This is a genomic window from Mucilaginibacter mali, from assembly GCF_013283875.1.
Taxonomy (GTDB): Bacteria; Bacteroidota; Bacteroidia; order Sphingobacteriales; family Sphingobacteriaceae; genus Mucilaginibacter; species Mucilaginibacter mali.
Genome location: NZ_CP054139.1, coordinates 2,883,751 through 2,902,607 on the forward strand (window position 1 = coordinate 2,883,751; position 18,857 = coordinate 2,902,607).

An 18,857-nucleotide genomic window follows, 5' to 3' on the forward strand; every position below is an offset into this window, starting at 1 on the left:
AGTAATTGACTGATCGCGTGATGCATCATAAGCCGGAATAATAATCATAACCCTGTTCGGCCCAGTAATCCGGTGGGCGCTGGTTGCTAAAAGTCATGCTACCTATACGCTTCAGGTTCTTAATACCGTATTTTACAGGGATAATGAGCCGTAAGGGTTTACCATGCTGCGGCGGTAATGGTTTGCCATTCATTTCGTAAGCCAGCAACGTTTGCGGGTGCATGGCGCTGGGCATATCCAAACCCACGTAGTATTGCTTATCGGGCGTTGTAAGCCCCATATAGTCCAAACTGGTTTCTTCATCTAAACCAAAATGACGTACAAAATCACGCATGAGTAAGCCTCCCCAGTGCTGGATCTGGTCCCAGCCTTCCACGCATTTAAAATCGAACACCAGGTCGGTTTTTGGCAGGGCCTTAATCTGGTCGAGATCAACATACAGCTTTTGCCCGTTGTTTTTAATGACCTCCAGCTTCCATTGATCAAAATCGATAGTGCTGTCAGAACCGATATCTTCATTATGGCGCACAGTCTTTACAGCCATTTCCACAGGATAGGTTTTTACCAGGTGATTTTCGTTAAAGGTCAGCCTCCGGAAAAATAGCTCGGTCTTGTTCAGTGCCCGGCGTAAAGGCGCCCGTGTACCCGCTGTTACGCCAGGCACTTCTTGGGGTGCATTATACAGCCATTTCCAGCCGCCATAAGCTGCTGCGCCCATCGCGCCAAACACACCGAAGGAAATGAAATTACGACGTTTGATCCGCTGATCGATGGTCAGAGATACTTTAGCTTTCTTTTTCATCCGTTTCTATGTTGATTTTTGGTTCGTGTTGCCGGATCACCTCAAAACCCGAGATCACCGAGCGGAAATTATTCCAACCGGCCAGGACCACCTGGATGACGTGTACCAGGAAGAAAAACACATAGCCCAGGGTCAGCACAAAATGCCAGATCCGCGCCAGGTGGTAGCCGCCCATCAGCCAGGTGAGCCAGTTGAACTGCACCGGCTTATAAATAGCCAGGCCGGTCAGTACGGAACCTGCGCCCATCAGTATGATGGCCGTATAGGCGATCCGCTGGGCGGCGTTGTACTTGCCTTGCGGTGGTGCGGTCTTTTTGATATGCAGGTCATGCAACAAAACCAGCCAGGCTTCCTTAAAAGAGTGTTTATTGGGTAACAAATGCCGCCATTCACCCGATATGGCCGTATATAACACATAAAAGATACCGTTCAGCGTAAAGAACCACATGAACAGGAAATGAAAAGCCATGCCTTCAGACAGGCGCTGCGGGATATGCAAAGCATCATAAAACCACTGCGGAAAGAAGCGTACAAATGTATGCCCGAAGATCGTTACGGTGTATACGTCGTTAGCCCAGTAAATAAGCAGGCCGCTCCAGATCATGATGCCCAGCAACGGAAAATTGATCCAGTGCGTCCAGCGCATCACCAACGGATGTTTTTCTTTAATGGCTTTCATCGCTCAGTTTTTCTTCGATCTTTTTCTGCATGGCGGCTTTGAAGTCAGGGTCGAGGCGCAGTTCGCCTGTTGGCTTGTTATTGAACAGGCGATGCATCATTTGACTGATCAATATGCTCTGCCGCTCATAAGTCCGGCAGATAGAACAGCCAGCCAGGTGAATCTTTAGTTCCAGCTTTTCGCGCAGGCTGAGGCTTACACTTTGCTTTTTCTCGATCAGCAGCGTGGCGCGGCGGCAGTTATAGGCGATGCTTTTCAGCGGATTGTTCGTTCCCTTTTTCATAGCCAATTCTTTTGTAAACACGACCGCAGATTTACCTTGGCGCGGTGAATGATCACCCAAAAGTTTGATGAAGTTAACTTTAAGGCCTCGCAGATCTGCTCGGTACCTTCCTCATCCAGGTGCTTCATGCGGAACACCGACAGCCACAGCGGCGGCAGGCGCTGCATACACTTTTGCAAAACGCCCATAAACTCCTTATTATGTAAAGGATCTTGATCTTCCACGCCGAAAGGCAGCGGCCAGTGTTCTTTTTTCCAGTGGTGCAGCCCGGATTCAAAGAATTCGGTTTCTTCATTTACAGTTCCGGCAGTACGAGATTGCTTGCGGTAAACATCGATCACCTTGAACTTCAGTATCGCGGTAAGCCAGGTGCGCTCGCTGCTTTCGCCACGGAAATTACTTATTTTTTCCAGTGCTGCCAGAAAGGTTTCTTGTACCAGGTCCTGCGCCAGTTCTTCATCGTTCAGCCGGCTCAATGCATAACTGTATAGGTAGTCCGCATAGCGGCTCACCCACAGCTGTGGCTGCAATAATTCTTTGTCCTGTATGGTTACGGTTTCCGGCATGCTTCTTTAACCTAATTTACGTATTTATTTCATATCCAGCTTTTGCGCCAGTTCAGTGGCGTCCACAAAACCTTCAATCCGCTTCACCTCTTTGCCGTTTTCATCGATCAGCAACAGTGTGGGATAACTTTCGATGTGATATTTCTCAGCAAATTGCATCCCATTACCTTTTTCTACATCGATAGCCGCGTTGATATAATGGTTGTTGAGATAGGCCGCCACCCTTTTGTTTTTAAAGGTGGTTTTTCTTAGTTCCTTGCATGGCGCACACCAGCTGGCATAGGCATCCACAAACACAGGCCTATGCGCCTTCTTAGCTTTAGCCAGTGCAGTGCTGATATCGCTTTCGGTGAAACGGGCCTCAGCAAATGCGGTCAATAGTAACAATATGGTAGCTAACCGGATCATTTCAAAGCTGTTGCTGCGGCAGTTAATAAGGCCGGACTGATACGCTGCGTAAAGTCAGGGTTGATATATTCGAACTGTATCTTACCTTTTTGATCCAGGATAAATACCGAGGGTACCGGCAGCAGTTTATCGGTATTCTTACCTGCGGAACCTTCGGCGATGGTCTTCGCATAAGCCGCCGGGGCCTGGTAAGCCAATCCAAACTGTTTGGAAACCGCCAGATCTGCATCAGACAGCAAGGTGTAGCCTAATTGATGTTTGGTGATGCTTTTATTCAGATTCTCCGGACTATCGGTGCTGATCGCGATCAGCTGATAACCCAGTTTCACCAGGTCTGCCTGGGCCTTCTGCAAACCCGCCAGCTCTTTATTACAATAAGGACACCAGCCGCCACGGTAAAAGATCAGGATGGTGGGCTTTTCGGCTATGCGGGCATTCAGGTCAAACACCTGGCCATTTGCGGCCGGGACTTTTACGGCAGGTATGGCTTCACCGATCAGCAGCGGGCTGATATCGGTAGGTTTGGCGGGATAACTAACCGCCTGGGCCAAAGCAGTTGTAAAAGCTATGCCAAATAACAATATAAGGGTAAATATTTTTTTCATATAGGTTTCAAATAGCCGGGCAAACCTTCGCCAGCCCGGCTTGGTGATTACATTTTTTTGGTGGTGTCTTTTTTCATTTTAGACATCTTCTTATCCATTTTCTTGTCCATTTTTTTGTGATCCATTTTAGACATTTTCGACATCTTGGTGGTGTCTTTTTTCATTTTAGACATTTTGTCCTGAGCCTGGGTGTTTACGGCTAAACCCAGCACGGCGATAGCCACCAGGGAAATTGATTTAAGCATTTTCATGTTCGGTTTTTTAAATTTATTGGCTTAGTCGTAGTTCAAAGACCGGCCTTACATTTTTTTTAATATTTTTCTGTAAGAAAACCCTGAAGCATACTACTAAACCATAGATGATGTATACCAGGCTATTAAAAAAACACGAACAGCTACCTTACAACCTGTTGCTGCTGGCCGATGAGGAAATGCAGGCCATCGAACGATATATCCACCAGTCCGCTGTTTATGTGGTGGAACAGGATGATCTGGCTATCGGGGTCTATGCCCTTTACCCGGTGGATGAGCGGGTGGCCGAAATAAAAGCGATTGCCGTAGCCGAGGAATTTCAGAACCGCGGTATCGGACGCTTCCTCCTGCGCGATGCCGAAGAAAAGGCCAGGGAGCAAGGCTATACTGAGTTGATCATCGGGACACCGGATATCGCCGTGAAACAACTGGCGATCTATGAGAAAGCAGGCTTCGAACGCTATGAGATAAAAAAGAACTTCTTTATCGATTACTACACTGCGCCGATATTTGAGGATGGCGTGCAGTTAAGCGATATGGCCATGCTGCGCAAGCTATTATGAGTATGTTATTTACCAGGTAAGCCTCCTCCAATTGTGCAGGCGGTAGATTGGGCCATATGGCAGACATGAGGAAAAGTTATTTTAATTAAAGTTTTGAAGCGTAAAACTGTTTGAATAAACTTCCCGCCGCTTATCGCATTTTATGCGATAAAGCGCTTTAGGAGCCTGATATCTTCTAAAAAATGTTTCGAAATCTGTACCGCCAAGTGTACTTAACAATCAGGCGATTTGTTGAAATACAACAATTGCCTTTTTATTTAAAACAAATGCGTAAAATACCAATTGTTCCTCGCTGATCCTTCGCTATGCATTTTACAGGGATTAAAATACTAATTATCTTAGTAAAAATTTATTGATTTTCATCAAAATTATTTTTTCAGGGCCACTATTTTATTAGTTTCGCTGTTGGTATGATGGATAAGATGAAGATCACGGAATTCGAGGCGGGCGTGCTCGATGCTGTTTTAGAAACCTGCGGTGATATGGAAAAGCTGGACCGCGGCCAGTTACTGGAGATATTTGATGGTGATGAAGAATTGGCTGCATCGATGGTCAACCTGTTGATCGATGCAGGGCTGGTCGAACCGGATGGGCTGACCACCGCCGAGTTATTGCCGGCCTGGATAACCCGCGAACCGGAAGCCGAACCCTTCCTGGCAGCAGGTGGTTTTTCGACACAGTTCATTAAATCAGTTCCGCATGAAAAAAGAGAGATCGCTTTTGAGATCGAGGTTGCTGAGGCGCCGGCAGAAGTGATACCTATCGCAGAACCTTTACCGACAGTTCCCTCCCCTGTTGCTACAATTGCAGCAACTGAGCCTGTCCACACTCCCGTTCAGTCAAAAGATACCACCAGTGATGAACTAACCCTGCTGCATAGGGAGATCGAGCATTTGCGTAAAAGTGAAATGTTCGCTGAGCATAAGCTTAGAGAAAAAGAAATGCAGCTGCAATCCCTGCAAAGTGCAAATAAACAGTTATTGAATATCCGCTTATTTATCTGGGTGCTGCTGGGTTTCATTGCCCTGCTGCTGATCTTATTATTTATTCGTAAATAGCAGCATGAACCTGCAACCGATTTTAGCCAACGATACGGTCATCCTGCAACCGCTGGAAGCCGGGGACTTTGACGAATTGTACCGGGTCGCATCCGATCCGGCCATCTGGGCGCAGCATCCTAATAAAGACCGCTGGCAGGAACCTGTATTCCGCAATTTCTTTGAAGGGGCGATACAAAGCCGGGGTGCTTTTAAAATTATAGAAAAAGCAACGGGACAAGTAATTGGCAGCACGCGCTTTTATGATCACCATGAAAAAGACGATGAAATTTTTATCGGCTATACTTTTTACGCTACGGCTTACTGGGGCACAGGCATCAATCCCATGGTCAAAGCTTTAATGCTGGATTATGCTTTTGGCTTTGTCAGCAAGGTCTTATTCCATATCGGGGCAGAAAACCGTCGTTCACAGATCGCGATCGGCCGTTTGGGCGCGATGAAGATCGCTGAAGAGGAAGTGCCTTATTTTGGCGAGGCTCCGAAGTTGAATTTTGTTTACAAGATTGATAAAGCCATTTGGCTCCAAAAATAGCCGGATCGCAAAGGGTTATAAATTCGTAGAATACCACCATTATGTCTTGATTAACAGGCATGGCCACGTTGCATCGGCATTTGCAGCCATGCCCGGCTCAGGCGTAATAATACGTTCCACACAAGCAATATTTACGCAGGCAAACTATACTTAATACATTTTTAATACTTAATTTAAAGAGAGTTATATCAAAAAGCGCGACAACAGTTTTTTTAATTATCTAAAAATGCTATCTTTGCACTGCGCTTTTAAAAAGCCCCGGTAATTGGGGCTTTTATTATAAAGGCCAATGCGAAAGTAGCTCAGTTGGTAGAGCACGACCTTGCCAAGGTCGGGGTCGCGAGTTCGAATCTCGTCTTTCGCTCTTCAAAAATCCTTTCTCTTATCCGGTGAAAGGATTTTTTGTTTTAGTACCTCCCCAACTTTTCGGACTGATTCCTAAATAACGAAACTTTTTTCAGAAAAACTTGCGTAGTCAAATAGCTACATATATATTTGTAGTCAAATAACTACACAATGAATCTGAGACGAGATGTATTCCAGGCCATTGCCGATCCTACCCGCAGGGCCATACTGCTTTTACTGGCCTCGCAATCTTTAACAGCCGGGGCCATAGCCGCCAATTTCGATACGGCCAGGCCAACGGTTTCCAAACACCTGCAAATACTTACCGAGTGCGAACTGTTGAAACAGGAACAAACCGGCCGGGAGATCCATTACCACATTAACGCCACTAATATGAAAGAGATAGCCGATTTTATCGAACCATTCCGCCAGATGTGGGAAGAGCGCTTCAACAAACTGGAAAACATCATGAAGAATTATAAACCAAAAAAATAACCATACAATGGAACTGAAAACAAAAATACACGCCGAAGAAGGCCGGCAGGACCTCACCATCACCCGGGAATTTGACCTGCCGCTGGAACTGCTTTTTAAAGCCTACGAAGAAGCCGAAATTGTGGAGCAATGGATGGATAATAAAGTGCTGAAGCTGGAAAACAAACAACATGGCGGCTACCGGTTTGAAAAACGCGATGCCAATGGAAATGTAGTATTCAGTGCAAACGGCACAATTCATGATTTTGTCCCCAACCAAAAGATCATCCGCACATTTGAAATGGAGAACGCGCCTTTTGGGGTTCAGCTGGAGTTTTTAGAATTTGAAAAACTAACGGATAGTACCAGCAAGTTGAGTATCCACACCATTTACAGATCGGGCGTGCTGCGCGATCAGTTGCTGAAATTGCCATTTGCACAGGGTATCAACATGGCCCATAACCGCTTGCAGGATATCGTAAACAAATTAAAATAACATACAATGGAAAAGAAAAAGCTGATTGTTTATTGGATAGCTACCGCGCTTTTATCGGTAGGGATGCTGGGGAGCGGCATAGGCCAGTTGATACGCACAAAGGAAATGGTTGATATTTTAAGTCATTTAGGTTACCCAGTATACCTAATGACCATATTGGGTATCTGGAAGATACTCGGTGTTATTGTGATATTGATGCCAGGTTTTAAATTGGTAAAAGAATGGGCTTACGCCGGCTTCTTTTTCACCATGACGGGCGCGTTGATATCGCATCTAATTATGGGCGATACCGGAAAAGCGGTTGCCGGTCCGTTGATGCAAACCATTTTTGTTATTTTGTCGTGGTATTTCAGGCCTGTAAACAGGAAGATCGATACACCTAACAAATAGCTGATATGAACCCAAAGGTTAATTTCTATTTCGACAAGGAACAAAAGTGGCAGGAAGAGGTCAACAAACTGCGGATGATAGCACTTGACTGCGGCCTTACCGAAGAGTTGAAATGGGGTTGCCCCTGCTATACGCATAACGGCAGCAACATTGTTTTGATACACGATTTCAAGGAGTATTGCGCATTCCTGTTCTTTAAAGGCGCTTTGCTAAGCGATGCCCATCATATCCTTATCCAGCAAACCGAAAATGTGCAGGCGGCACGGCAGGCCAGGTTTACCAGTGCCGAAGAAATAGTAAAACTGGCCCCTACGCTAAAAGCCTACATTCACGAAGCTATTGAGGTAGAAAAAGCCGGATTAAAGGTGGAACTTAAAAAGACCAAAGAGTTTCCGGTAGCCGATGAGTTTCAATATAAATTAGATCATTTCCCGGCATTAAAAACCGCTTTCGAAGCCCTGACGCCCGGGCGCCAGAGAGGATATTTGCTCTATTTTTCCGCACCGAAGCAATCAAAAACACGCGAGGCAAGGATCGATAAGTATATCCCGCATATTTTAGAGGGTAAAGGATTGGACGATTAGTTTTAAATACCATATGAACGATAAGCAACTATCAGTACAAATACAGGAGGAACTGTTAAGCACTTTAAAAGCCCGTTTTGAAAAAAACATGAACCGGCATAAGGGCATTGATTGGAATAATATACAGGAAAAGCTGAAAGCTAATACCGAAAAACTATGGTCGCTAAATGAAATGGAAACAAGCGGCGGTGAGCCCGATGTGGTTGGCTATAATGACAAAACCGGCGAATATATTTTTTATGATTGCTCAGCAGAAAGCCCTAAAGGCCGCCGGAGTTTTTGTTACGACCGCGCGGCGCTGGATTCAAGAAAGGAATACAAGCCAGAAAACAACGCTGTGGGTGCAGCCGCTGCCATGGGCATTAACCTTTTAACCGAGGGGCAATACCGGGGCTTACAGCAGTTGGGTAACTTTGATACCAAAACATCAAGCTGGGTACTCACCCCTGCCGATATCCGGGATTTAGGTGGCGCTTTATTTTGCGACCGGCGTTATAATAACGTCTTCCTCTATCATAACGGTGCGGAATCTTACTATGCTGCCCGTGGTTTCCGGGGTTGTTTAAGTGTTTGATTATACGTTAAAAAATAGCACATCATAACAGGTGTGTTTTTTTCATAATTAACTTTGAAATACAAAGTACTTTTGTATATTTTTGTCAAAACTTAATCAAGCCCGAAATTTTAAACTGAACAATGATGACACACGCAAACAATTTAACCATCCAACCCATTAACCGCGCAGCCCTAATTAAACGCATGCTGATTGGCGGAGGAATAGCCTTTGTACTGATCGCGCTTTTGGTATTACCTATTCGCAACCCCAAACCTGAGTGGGGTGAGTTGTGGATGATACGGCCTTTCATTATCACTCCATTAGCAGGTGCAGCAGGCGGCGCGTTTAATTATTTAATGAATAACACCTTTGCTTTAACCGGTTGGAAAAAAGTTTTAGCACTGGTAATAAGCATATTGGGCTTTGTTATAGCGATTTGGCTGGGCATTGTTTTGGGATTAGCCGGTACATTGTGGAATTAAATCCCAATCCATAACAAACTCATAAATAACAAAGGCTGGTATAAAACAAGAGGTCACTGAAAAAGTAGCTCAATAAAACGGCGCACTTAAAGCGATCAAGAGAAAGGCAACCTTTACTTGGTCGCTTTTTTATTTGAGTTTACAGGAGGAAGATTATTTGTCGTTGATGATACAGGCCAGTTAGGGTAGCGATGTGCGGCTAAGCGCTATTTTAGCTAAGACTTAGCTCATCAATTTGATGATCCTTTTCAGATTGACGGTGAAGATAGCCAAGGCGCCCTGCATCTGCATATTTTCGATTCCGTAGGCTATTGCCCGGTCATAACCATGAGCATTTTTCAACTCGCTGTTCTTGGCTTCGATCTTATACCTGTGTTTGCTGCTTTGTTTATACTCGTCAGTTTCCTGAAATGCCATTTGCTGTTGGTGCAGACCTGATTTAATGCTAACGGAATAGGTTTTGGTTTTGGCCCCAGGCTTATAGCAACCATCTCTCAATGGACATACCTTACACTTTTCAACATCAAAGTAATAAGTATCAACCTGATTCTCTCCGATATCCTTTTTACCCCCGCGCGCCTTCCGGATAGCCAGATGCCCGGCCGGGCAGACGAACCGATCAGCATCTTTATTGTAATCAAACTTATTTTCATCTTTTCTGAAGCCCTGGGTGATCGACGGGTTGAGTTTAGCCACCAGTTTGATATCTTGTTCATTTGTCATTTCAAGGTTCTCTTTCCCTGAATAAGCAGAATCCCCGATGATCGTTTTTACGTCAATGCCATTCTGCTGACTGATCTCCAAAAGCTTAGGGAGTTCCGGGCCATCGCCTTTTTCACCCGAGGTGACCACCGCTGCGGTAATGATGCGTTCTTCGGTCATCGCCAGATGGGTCTTATAGCCAAAGAAGGAGCTATCAGCCGATTTATGGCCGGTTTTAGCATCCTTGTCTTTGGATAACGTATAGTGCTCCTGCGTGTCTGCTACCGTCTCCTTCAACAGGTTCAGCTTTTCTTTTACCGCAGGTATCTGGCTTAACGGCGGGTCGGCTTCAATATACTTTTCCAATGCACTGCAATAGGCAAGTTCTTTTTCCAGTTCATCCGTGGTGTTCTTTTCCGGCATCCCTGCCTTCATATCTTCATCTATGGCATACACCGCTTTGCGAAGCCGTTTCGAGCGCTCCCTTAATACTTCTAAGGCTGAATACGGATTTGATCTTGACAGGGAATGTGTAGCATCAACTGTAATGGACTTTGACCGGATGATCCCCTTTTCAATGGCGATGGTTACCGTTTTATTGATGAGCAGGTTTAACAGATCGTTATCCTTCAGCCGAAGCTTTCTGAACTTGGTCAATGAGCTCGGATCGATAACCCCTTCCTCTGGAGACATCTCCAGAAAATATTTGAAGGACATGTCATACTGCGAACGTTCCACCACATCTACATCTGAAACCGTATAGATCGTTTTCAACAGCAGATATTTGAACATCCGTACAGGGCTTTCGGCTGTCCGCCCATTGGTTGTGCAATATTTGCTGATCAATTCCTCGTAGATAAACGTAAAATCTATCAGGTCATTGATCTTCCGCAGAAGATTATCTTTCGGAACGATCAGGTCATATAACCCTGAGTATGCACTGAACTGGATCTGCTGTTGCTGAATGAGCATCTTAGTGTCTTTCTTTTGACACTTTAATATACTAAAAAAGGAGCAGAAAACTTTCGCCTTCTGCTCCCTTTTCCCTATTGGACTTTTTCAGTGCCCTCTTAAAACAAACCAGCCTTTGTTATTTTCCATGCCGCTATCTTGCTACATCCGTCGTTGTTTTTAGATTATCTTTGTCAAATCAATTATATATCATGAGTAATAACGATATTATGAAAAAGCTGCGGGTGGCTTTAAAATTTACCGACGACGATATCATCAAGGTTTTGGCGCTGGTTAATTTCCGGGTTACTAAAACAGAACTCGCCGCCATCTTCCGCAACGAAGATCATCCCAATTTTAAACCCTGCGGTGACCAGATATTACGTAACTTTTTAAACGGGCTGATCATTTACAAACGCGGCCCAAGACCCGCCCCTGCTAAATCCACAAAGCCCAATACCGATCAATAGCCGGGGTTAAGTAAGATTTAAAAAATGGTCCTTAAAACAAAAAACAACGGCCTTTAAAACAAATTCACAAAAATATACCCGCCCTAATTTTGTTCCAACAAACAATAAAACAATGGAACAATTAAAGGATAATTATAATGGCGCGCTGCAAACGCCCATTGGTTCGGGATTTGATGCATTTTCAACTGCTGCGGAAGTAATTGATGGAATTGACTTGACCGGTAAAATGGCTATAGTTACCGGCGGCTACGCCGGCATCGGGCTGGAAACGGTTAAGACCTTAGTTTCGGCCGGGGCAAAGGTTATTGTGCCTGCACGGGATATCAACAAGGCCATTAAAAATCTGGATGGCGTTAAAAATGTGGTCATCAAAGCCATGAACCTGATGGATCCCGCCTCTATCGATCAATTCTCAGCCGAAATCGTTGCACAAGGCGCGCACTTGCATTTACTCATCAATAACGCCGGTATTATGTGGGTACCCTTAAAACGTGATAGTTTGGGTTACGAATCGCAATTATCCACCAATCACCTCGGCCATTTCAGGCTTACGGCCAGGCTTTGGCCACTGTTGAAAAGGGCCAATGGCGCAAGGGTGGTCAACGTATCGTCATTCGGTCACCAGATCGCCCCGTTCAATTTCGATGACCCGAATTTTGAGCATCGCGAATACGAAACCTTAACTGGCTACGGCCAATCTAAAACAGCCAATAACCTTTTTGCGGTAGAGTTAGATCATCGTGGCAAAGCGTTTGGCGTACGCGCTTATTCGTTACACCCAGGCTCGGTTAATGATACTGATCTTGGCCGGGTAGCCCCTATCGAATTATTTAAACAAATGGGCACGCACGATGCAGATGGCAATTTAAAACCCGAGGTGGCGGCTACACTGAAAACCATCCCGCAGGGCGCGGCTACATCGGTGTGGTGTGCTACCAGCGCGCAGCTAAACAATATTGGCGGTGTATATTGCGAAAATGCCGACATTGCCGAACTTGATCTTGGCCATATCAAGCACAAATATCATGAGCCGCTTAGTTTGCGTGGCGTACAGCCATACTCGGTAGATGCCGAAAATGCTAAAAAGCTATGGACGCTAAGCGAGGACATGACAGGTGTAAAATTTGCAGTAAATTGATAAGGGTTGTAGTTTTATCATATCATTGGTAAAAACATGGAATATCAGTCGCAATACTTAAGTCCAGACATTAAGTTATCCTGTTACGAAGATAAAGCGTTCCGGACGGAGGTTTTGTTTGAGAACCATATGCTGGTGTGGTTTATTTCGGGGGAGACGAAAATTGTGCAGGCCGATTCGGTTTATATCTTCGGCCCGGGCGATATTTTTCTCATCCCCCGGAATCAGCCGGCCACAATTATCAACTACCCCAAGGATGGCCTGCCGCATAAAACTGTGGTGATGCACCTATCACTACCGCGCTTAAAGGAGTTTTATATTAAAAACAAACCTAAGGCAAGGCTTTCGCATGCCCAAAAAATCCGCAACTTTGGCAAGCATCCATTACTGGAAAGTTGCCTGGTCTCACTTATCCCCTACTTCGACCTGCAAGACGGATTACCTGAAAGCCTGGCATCGTTGAAAATTGAAGAGGCTATAAACATTCTCAGAATTATCGATAGTAATACTGATAGCATGCTGGCCAACTTTAGCGAGCCCGGCAAAATAAATCTGACCGATTTTATGGAGCGTAACTTTATGTTCAATATGCCCATGGAGAAATTCGGGTACCTAACAGGGCGTAGCCTTACTACTTTTAAAAGGGATTTTAAAAAGGTATTTGCCACCTCTCCGCAAAAATGGCTCACACAAAAACGGCTTGAACTGGCCCACTACCAAATCAGGGAGCAAAAACGTAAACCATCAGAAGTTTATGCAGAGGTAGGCTTCGAGAATCTTTCGCACTTTACTTACGCTTTTAAAAAGCATTTCAATTATTCGCCTACAAGTTTTTAAAGTTTATTTCAGCACATTTAACAGCAGGTCGGCCATATCGTACCGGGGAAAATTGCCGGTGTTGTTTAGCAGGATGATACAATTACCGGTCGCCTCGTCGCGTATAAACATGCTGTATATCCCCGGCGAATCACCAGTGGCATAAGCAATAGTCCGTTGCTTTTGGGTGATATCAAAAGCGTTCTTATCCACCACCCAGCCGTAAGCATACTGGCCGCCGTGGTCTTCGTAATCCGCACGAGGCTTTAGCATCTCCAGTTTTTGCGCATTGGGCAGTAGTTTATTGGACAGCAGCGCATTGTGAAATTTCAACAGATCTTCTGCCGACGATGAAACACCTGCCGCGCCCTGCTGATTGGCGACATCGAAAGGCAAGGCAACCTGGGTATCGCCATTGTATCCTGTCGCGTGGTTAATATTTATACCCGATGCATTACCTAAATAGGTATCGGTCATTTCCAAAGGTGTGAAGATCCGCTCCTTTAACAAGTCGGCAAACGGTTTGCCTGCAACTTCCTGCGCCATTAAGCTCAGTATCACAAAGTTAGACCGGCTATAGCCTTTTACACCGGTGCTATCGGTAGCCAGCGAATCGCTGCAAAAATTGACCACCATATCCTTTAGCGTGTAAGGCTTGGTGTTGATCAGTTGCATATAATCATCGTTAGCGGCATAATCCGGTATGCCCGATTGATGGGTAAGTAATTGCTGTACCGTAACATCGCCGAATTTATAATATGGCATATACGTTTTAATGGCCGCGCCCGCGTCTATCTTGCCCTCGTTAATTAGTTGATTGATGATAAAAGATGTAAAAATGCCCGACCCTGTACCCAGATCGTAAGCCGTATGGCTATTGCCCTCCATGTGGTTCTTCTTTTCGGCATAGCCATAACTTTTGCTCAGCACTACCCTATCCTGGTTCCTGATCAGCGCGGTACCATTAAATTGCCCGTTATCGTTATAGAACTTCAACAAGGTTTCCAGTCGTTGCGATGAATCGCCCGGCGATTTACGCATCTTCTCTTCAAACTTATCCTTTAGCGTAGTTTGCTTATTTACCGATTGTATGTACTTAAAAATATCCTCGGCGTTATAATCCGGCAACAGCACGTTATAATCCTTCCAGAATGATTCGCCGGTGTTGCTGTTATGGTCGTTGATATTCTCGTGCCTGCCAAATTTGGTGTCGAAAGCCGCGTTACGATTGGTATCTACAGCTGTTACCTGGTAGTTGAATTTCACGTTGGCATTAAAATCATAGTTCAAATCCTTGCTGGTAATGCCAAGGGCGTCGTCACCCACCACATCTGATAATACCCATTTGCTGCCTACTTTTTGATAGCCTACCTTGGTATGATACTGCTTCAGATCGGCATTTACACCTGCTACACGGGTCAGTATCCGGGACGAGAACTTGCCCAACTCATTAGTCAAACCACCCGGGCTTAAGCCGTAATCAAAGTATATAAAAGCATAGCTTTTCAAATCAACATAAAACTTACCACGGAAAGTCGGCTCGTCATCATCAGCCTTTTTCTCTTTAAAAACCACTTCCAACGCCTGATAGCCTTTTACATCAACCACACCGGTTACTTCAAATTTATGTCTTATCAACCCCTCCTCGCTCAGGAATCCGCTGGCTACAATATGGTTTACCACATCATAATTAAAAATGGTATTGGGTTGCTGGCTCAGTTCTAACGAATGGAAATCGCGCTGGTTCTTTTCATCGCGGGCTTTGATCAGCTTAAACAGGTCGGCGCGTTTATCGGCATAACCAAAGTTATATACATCAAAAACGGCTTCCGATAACTCCAGCGGTTCGGTACCTTTAGTGGTATACATGCGGTAAAAGCCGCGCAGAATATGCGGGTGATTGATATAATTATCAGGGATGCGGGCAATGGCTTTAGCGATCACCTTAGCGGGATCATAGTAAGCTACGGTAACCTGCTTCAACTGCACGCTATTTTTTTGCAGGCTGATGTTCAATTCCTGGCCATTGCGCAACGATGCAACTGCGAATGTTTGCGTTCTGTAACCGATGCAGGATACCTTTAACGAATCTTTAAAATTTGCCGATGGGATGATCAGCACATAGTTGCCGCTATTGTTAGTGGCTGTACCCACCCCTTTTTTATCGATCCCTACGTTAACGCCATGTAAGGTTTGCTGATTTTCGGACGAGCGTATTTTGCCGCTGATGGTAATACTCTCCTGTGCCATACCATGGCGGGCAAGGAAAATAAAAACAGCGAAGAAAAATATACGGACCAGTTGAAAACGCATAGGGGATTTGAACATAACAATTTTTAAACCTGCTACAATTTAACAAAAACATTGGAACCACTATAGCCGCGCAACAGTAATTTAACATTTGTTAACACTTAAGCCCCCGGCTAAATAACTAATACTTATTTTAGCTTTAATTTATACGCAGGTTTTGACATTTCAGTTCATCATCGAAATTTTAGGGACTATCGCCTTTGCCGTATCCGGCGCGTTTTCGGCTATGGAGAAAAAGCTGGATCTGTTTGGCGTGCTCATCATCGGCTTTGTAACCGCTATTGGCGGCGGTACCATCCGCGATGTGCTGATTGGTAACACCCCGGTAACCTGGATGCGGGATATGACCACTCCGCTCATCATCCTTGGCTCGGGACTGTTGACCATCCTGTTTAAAGGTTATCTTGAAAAACTGAAGATCACTTTCTTTCTTTTCGACACTTTGGGCCTTGGGCTGTTCACCATCATTGGCATACAAAAAGGCTTATCGATTGGGTTAAACCCAGGTATTTGCGTTGCACTCGGCACCATCACCGGTTGCTTTGGCGGTGTACTGCGCGATATGTTGTTAAACCACATCCCCGTATTATTTCGCAGCAGAGAGATCTACGCTACCGCCTGTATCATCGGCGGCACGATTTATTGCTTTGGGTTGATGGTATTGCCTCAACAGGCCGCCCAGGTGCTGGCCATAGGGTTGATATGCGGGATACGAATACTGGCGGTGCGATTAAATTGGCAATTGCCTGCTGTGAAAGGCAAATAACTTTTCCATAGAATAAGAATAAGCCCCACGGACAAAGATATCCGGGTACAACCTGGCAACAAGCCATAACCGGTATAAACGGATGTTAAAACATATTTTGGATGGGGAGGTTTATTCTTCATGCTTATTACCGGACGTTTTAGGATTTGGGTTTTGATGGGTTTGCTACTGTGGAACCTGGGGGCCGCCGGGCAGCAGACTTTGACCGTAGTGAGTGGACAGGTAGTGGACGCGTCGGGCGGACAGCCGTTAAATTTTGTAACCGTCAGTTTTGTGGGGAGTAATTTGGGCGGGCGAACCGATTCGCTGGGGCGGTTTAAGTTGAGCGGGGCAGGAAGTTTTACAAAGGTCGCGTTTTCATGCGTGGGGTATTTGCCAGTGGTTAAAACAATTTTACCCGGACATCTCAATAAGTTACAGGTGCTGCTGGTGCGGAACACGACGGAACTGGCAAGTGTAACGATTGCTTCATCAAAAGGCCAGCGTTACCGGAATAAAGGGAATCCGGCAGTGGAATTGATCCAGCAGGTGATCGATCATAAGGAAGAGAACCGGGCCACGGCCGCGGCGTTTTTGCAGTATGAGCAATATGAGCGCATGGGGCTGTCGTTTTTTAATTTACCGCCACAGGTGGTAGAGAGTAAGTTTTTCAGCAAATACCGGTTTATGCTGGATACCGTACAGGGGCAAACCTTTTTGCCGGTGCTATTGGAAGAAAAGTTATCGGATATATATTATCGCAGGCAGCCGGAAAAGCATACGCAGACACAAAAGGCCTATAAAGGGGTGAATATATTACAGTTTATTGATACCGCCGGGATGAAGCTGTATGTAAACCAGTTGTATGGGCATCAGCTGGATATTTACGAGAATAACTTGTTTATCATGGCCAATCAGTTCCTAAGCCCGATTGCCGATCATGCGCCAAATTATTATAAGTTTTTTATCACCGACACGTTAAATACGCCCACCGGTAAGCAGGTGGAGCTGGCCTTTACACCGCGCACCAAAGGCGACCTGTTATTTGAGGGGAAGCTGGTGGTGACGCTGGATGGGCATTATGCAGTAACAGCTTGTGAATTGCGGCTGAACAGGCACATCAATGTAAGTTTTGTGCGGAGTTTTGATGTGCTGTTGGATTTCACGGCGCAAACAGGCGGGCGTTATCAGTTGACTAAAAGCCAGGTGAAGGCGGATTTTGGTTTGACAAAAAAAGGATGGGGCGTATTTGGAGAGCGTACAGTGGTGTACCGGAATTACCTGAATGATTCCGTACAGGTGGTGTCGCCAAAGAAAACGGGGTTTGATACCTTGAGCAGAGGCCAGGCGCAGGTATATGAAAAATTGTACAAGCTGGAGCAGATGCCTTCTTATAAACGCACCATGTGGTGGCTGGTGACGCTGACCGCAGGCTATGCAGATACAGGGCCCGTACAGATTGGACCGGTCGCGCATTTTTTGTCTTTTAACAGCCAGGAAGGGTTGCGGCCGGAACTTGGTTTGCGGACGACGCCCAAATTAGACAGCAGCTTTTATTTTGAGGGCTATGGCGCTTATGGGATAAAGGATCACCTGGTGAAGGGAAATGCCATTGCTTATTTTTCATTAAACAAAACCGCGCCTTACCGCTTCCCGAATAATTATTTTAAAGCAAGTTATTTGTATGATGTAGATGTACCAGGGCATACGTTTTCGATCACAAACCGGCCCACGGCCTTTTCATCATTCCAGACAGGGAAAACGAATTATTGGTTGTATAGCCGGATAATGGAACTGAATTACGTGAGAGATTTTGAAGATCATTTTTCGTATAACCTGGGCTTTAAGAATTGGCAGCAATCGCCGGCAGCGGCTTTGGTTTATCAACGGAACGATGACGGCTCGCTGGTAAGTAACCTTACAACGAGTGAACTGAATTTACACCTGCGCTATGCACCCCATGAAGAACTGATACAGGGCAGCCGGACGCGGCATAGCATTCATAGCCCCTATCCCATCTATGATCTGCTGATCAACCGCAGTATCGGCAGCACATACAGCTATACCGACTTCGGCCTGAATATCTATAAACGGGTTTACCTATCACAGGCCGGTTTTACCGATGTAACCCTGCTTGGTGGCTATGTGCAAGGTAAAGTGCCCTTCCCCTTGTTAAATATCAGCCCGGCCAATCAGTCGCTGACTTACAGGCGGGATGCTTATAATGCCATGAATTATTTGGAATTTGTGAGCGATCATTACGCGGGCATGAATGTTACGCATACTTTTAATGGCTTCCTGTTAAATAAAGTCCCGCTGATCAAACACCTGAAATTGCGCGAATTTTTATCGGCCAAAATACTCTACGGCGGGCTGCGTACCGAAAACGACCCGGCGCAAAGCAAAGGGCTTTACCGCCTCCCTCCCAACGTTTATGCCCTCGGCAACACGCCTTATGTTGAAGGCGGGGTTGGTATCGGCAATATCTTCCGGTTCTTTAGGGTAGATCTGATCCGTCGCTTCAACTACTTAGACCATCCGGATGCCGCGGCCTATCGCATCAAATTTAGCTTCCAGCCGGAATTTTAACTATACGAAGACGAGTTTTGGCAAAATAAAAAGCCCGAAATCACATGATCTCGGGCTTTTTT

The 18,857-nt window shown here is 45.5% G+C and carries 23 protein-coding genes and 1 tRNA gene; 15 read left to right on the forward strand and 9 right to left on the reverse strand.

What is annotated here, in order from left to right; all coding sequences use genetic code 11:
• Window positions 1-25: 25 nt before the first annotated feature.
• The 7 genes from HQ865_RS12205 to HQ865_RS12235 are packed head-to-tail and all read right to left on the reverse strand — an operon-like array spanning window position 26 to window position 3,594.
• Window positions 26-802 carry a molybdopterin-dependent oxidoreductase gene (locus HQ865_RS12205; protein ID WP_173415162.1) on the reverse strand — a complete coding sequence of 259 codons (777 nt, stop codon included), beginning with the start codon at window positions 800-802 and terminating at the stop codon, window positions 26-28.
• Window positions 786-1,481 (reverse strand): cytochrome b/b6 domain-containing protein, encoded by a 696-nt coding sequence (locus tag HQ865_RS12210; protein WP_173415163.1) that lies wholly within the window; start codon window positions 1,479-1,481, stop codon window positions 786-788. The genes HQ865_RS12205 and HQ865_RS12210 overlap by 17 nt, the downstream gene beginning before the upstream one ends.
• Window positions 1,468-1,764: a hypothetical protein gene (locus tag HQ865_RS12215; protein WP_173415164.1), complete on the reverse strand. Its 297-nt coding sequence runs from the start codon at window positions 1,762-1,764 to the stop codon at window positions 1,468-1,470. The genes HQ865_RS12210 and HQ865_RS12215 overlap by 14 nt, the downstream gene beginning before the upstream one ends.
• Window positions 1,761-2,330, reverse strand: coding sequence for a sigma-70 family RNA polymerase sigma factor (locus HQ865_RS12220; RefSeq protein WP_173415165.1), 570 nt, complete (start codon window positions 2,328-2,330; stop codon window positions 1,761-1,763). Before HQ865_RS12220 ends, HQ865_RS12215 begins: the two co-directional genes overlap by 4 nt.
• A 24-nt stretch (window positions 2,331-2,354) precedes the next feature.
• The gene (locus tag HQ865_RS12225; RefSeq protein ID WP_173415166.1) at window positions 2,355-2,738 is read right to left on the reverse strand and encodes a thioredoxin family protein; all 384 of its coding nucleotides are present in this window, start codon (window positions 2,736-2,738) and stop codon (window positions 2,355-2,357) included.
• Window positions 2,735-3,343 (reverse strand): peroxiredoxin-like family protein, encoded by a 609-nt coding sequence (locus tag HQ865_RS12230; RefSeq protein WP_173415167.1) that lies wholly within the window; start codon window positions 3,341-3,343, stop codon window positions 2,735-2,737. Before HQ865_RS12230 ends, HQ865_RS12225 begins: the two co-directional genes overlap by 4 nt.
• 47 nt (window positions 3,344-3,390) lie before the next feature.
• Entirely contained in the window at window positions 3,391-3,594 is a 204-nt protein-coding gene (locus tag HQ865_RS12235) for a hypothetical protein (RefSeq protein ID WP_173415168.1), read from the reverse strand.
• A gap of 107 nt (window positions 3,595-3,701) precedes the next feature.
• Between HQ865_RS12235 and HQ865_RS12240 the strand changes: the two genes are divergently transcribed.
• The 10 genes from HQ865_RS12240 (at window position 3,702) to HQ865_RS12285 (ending at window position 9,074) form a co-directional block, all read left to right on the forward strand.
• Window positions 3,702-4,157: a GNAT family N-acetyltransferase gene (locus HQ865_RS12240; protein WP_173415169.1), complete on the forward strand. Its 456-nt coding sequence runs from the start codon at window positions 3,702-3,704 to the stop codon at window positions 4,155-4,157.
• A 410-nt stretch (window positions 4,158-4,567) separates the two neighbouring features.
• Window positions 4,568-5,215: a hypothetical protein gene (locus HQ865_RS12245; RefSeq protein WP_173415170.1), complete on the forward strand. Its 648-nt coding sequence runs from the start codon at window positions 4,568-4,570 to the stop codon at window positions 5,213-5,215.
• 4 nt (window positions 5,216-5,219) lie between these two features.
• Complete coding sequence (locus HQ865_RS12250; RefSeq protein WP_173415171.1) at window positions 5,220-5,747, forward strand: GNAT family N-acetyltransferase; 528 nt, start codon at window positions 5,220-5,222, stop codon at window positions 5,745-5,747.
• 291 nt (window positions 5,748-6,038) lie between these two features.
• Window positions 6,039-6,111: transfer RNA gene (locus HQ865_RS12255), tRNA-Gly, on the forward strand.
• Window positions 6,112-6,263: 152 nt separating this feature from the next.
• Window positions 6,264-6,587 (forward strand): ArsR/SmtB family transcription factor, encoded by a 324-nt coding sequence (locus HQ865_RS12260; protein ID WP_173415172.1) that lies wholly within the window; start codon window positions 6,264-6,266, stop codon window positions 6,585-6,587.
• A 7-nt stretch (window positions 6,588-6,594) separates the two neighbouring features.
• On the forward strand, window positions 6,595-7,062 hold the full coding sequence (locus HQ865_RS12265; RefSeq protein WP_173415173.1) for an SRPBCC family protein: 468 nt from the start codon (window positions 6,595-6,597) through the stop codon (window positions 7,060-7,062).
• Between the two features lie 6 nt (window positions 7,063-7,068).
• Entirely contained in the window at window positions 7,069-7,452 is a 384-nt protein-coding gene (locus HQ865_RS12270; RefSeq protein ID WP_173415174.1) for a DoxX family protein, read from the forward strand.
• Between the two features lie 5 nt (window positions 7,453-7,457).
• A complete protein-coding gene (locus HQ865_RS12275; RefSeq protein ID WP_173415175.1) occupies window positions 7,458-8,036 on the forward strand; it encodes a YdeI/OmpD-associated family protein in 579 nt (192 codons plus the stop codon).
• 13 nt (window positions 8,037-8,049) lie between these two features.
• A complete protein-coding gene (locus HQ865_RS12280; protein WP_173415176.1) occupies window positions 8,050-8,610 on the forward strand; it encodes a DUF4256 domain-containing protein in 561 nt (186 codons plus the stop codon).
• Window positions 8,611-8,732: 122 nt separating this feature from the next.
• On the forward strand, window positions 8,733-9,074 hold the full coding sequence (locus HQ865_RS12285; protein WP_173415177.1) for a potassium transporter KefB: 342 nt from the start codon (window positions 8,733-8,735) through the stop codon (window positions 9,072-9,074).
• Between the two features lie 222 nt (window positions 9,075-9,296).
• Here the strand turns inward: HQ865_RS12285 and HQ865_RS12290 are convergent, their stop codons facing one another.
• Complete coding sequence (locus HQ865_RS12290) at window positions 9,297-10,748, reverse strand: IS1182 family transposase (protein ID WP_173414268.1); 1,452 nt, start codon at window positions 10,746-10,748, stop codon at window positions 9,297-9,299.
• 191 nt (window positions 10,749-10,939) lie between these two features.
• Between HQ865_RS12290 and HQ865_RS12295 the strand changes: the two genes are divergently transcribed.
• From HQ865_RS12295 to HQ865_RS12305, 3 genes are all read left to right on the forward strand, one after another.
• Window positions 10,940-11,197, forward strand: a complete 258-nt coding sequence (locus HQ865_RS12295) for a DUF1456 family protein (RefSeq protein WP_173415178.1) — start codon at window positions 10,940-10,942, stop codon at window positions 11,195-11,197.
• A gap of 112 nt (window positions 11,198-11,309) precedes the next feature.
• Window positions 11,310-12,335 carry an SDR family NAD(P)-dependent oxidoreductase gene (locus tag HQ865_RS12300; RefSeq protein WP_173415179.1) on the forward strand — a complete coding sequence of 342 codons (1,026 nt, stop codon included), beginning with the start codon at window positions 11,310-11,312 and terminating at the stop codon, window positions 12,333-12,335.
• Window positions 12,336-12,371: 36 nt separating this feature from the next.
• Window positions 12,372-13,172, forward strand: a complete 801-nt coding sequence (locus tag HQ865_RS12305) for an AraC family transcriptional regulator (protein ID WP_173415180.1) — start codon at window positions 12,372-12,374, stop codon at window positions 13,170-13,172.
• A 3-nt stretch (window positions 13,173-13,175) separates the two neighbouring features.
• Here HQ865_RS12305 and HQ865_RS12310 read toward each other — a convergent pair whose 3' ends face one another.
• Complete coding sequence (locus tag HQ865_RS12310) at window positions 13,176-15,479, reverse strand: serine hydrolase (RefSeq protein ID WP_173415181.1); 2,304 nt, start codon at window positions 15,477-15,479, stop codon at window positions 13,176-13,178.
• Window positions 15,480-15,618: 139 nt separating this feature from the next.
• Between HQ865_RS12310 and HQ865_RS12315 the strand changes: the two genes are divergently transcribed.
• Window positions 15,619-16,227: a trimeric intracellular cation channel family protein gene (locus HQ865_RS12315; RefSeq protein WP_202020474.1), complete on the forward strand. Its 609-nt coding sequence runs from the start codon at window positions 15,619-15,621 to the stop codon at window positions 16,225-16,227.
• Between the two features lie 156 nt (window positions 16,228-16,383).
• Window positions 16,384-18,795 carry a DUF5686 and carboxypeptidase-like regulatory domain-containing protein gene (locus tag HQ865_RS12320; RefSeq protein ID WP_173415182.1) on the forward strand — a complete coding sequence of 804 codons (2,412 nt, stop codon included), beginning with the start codon at window positions 16,384-16,386 and terminating at the stop codon, window positions 18,793-18,795.
• The last annotated feature ends 62 nt before the right edge of the window (window positions 18,796-18,857 follow it).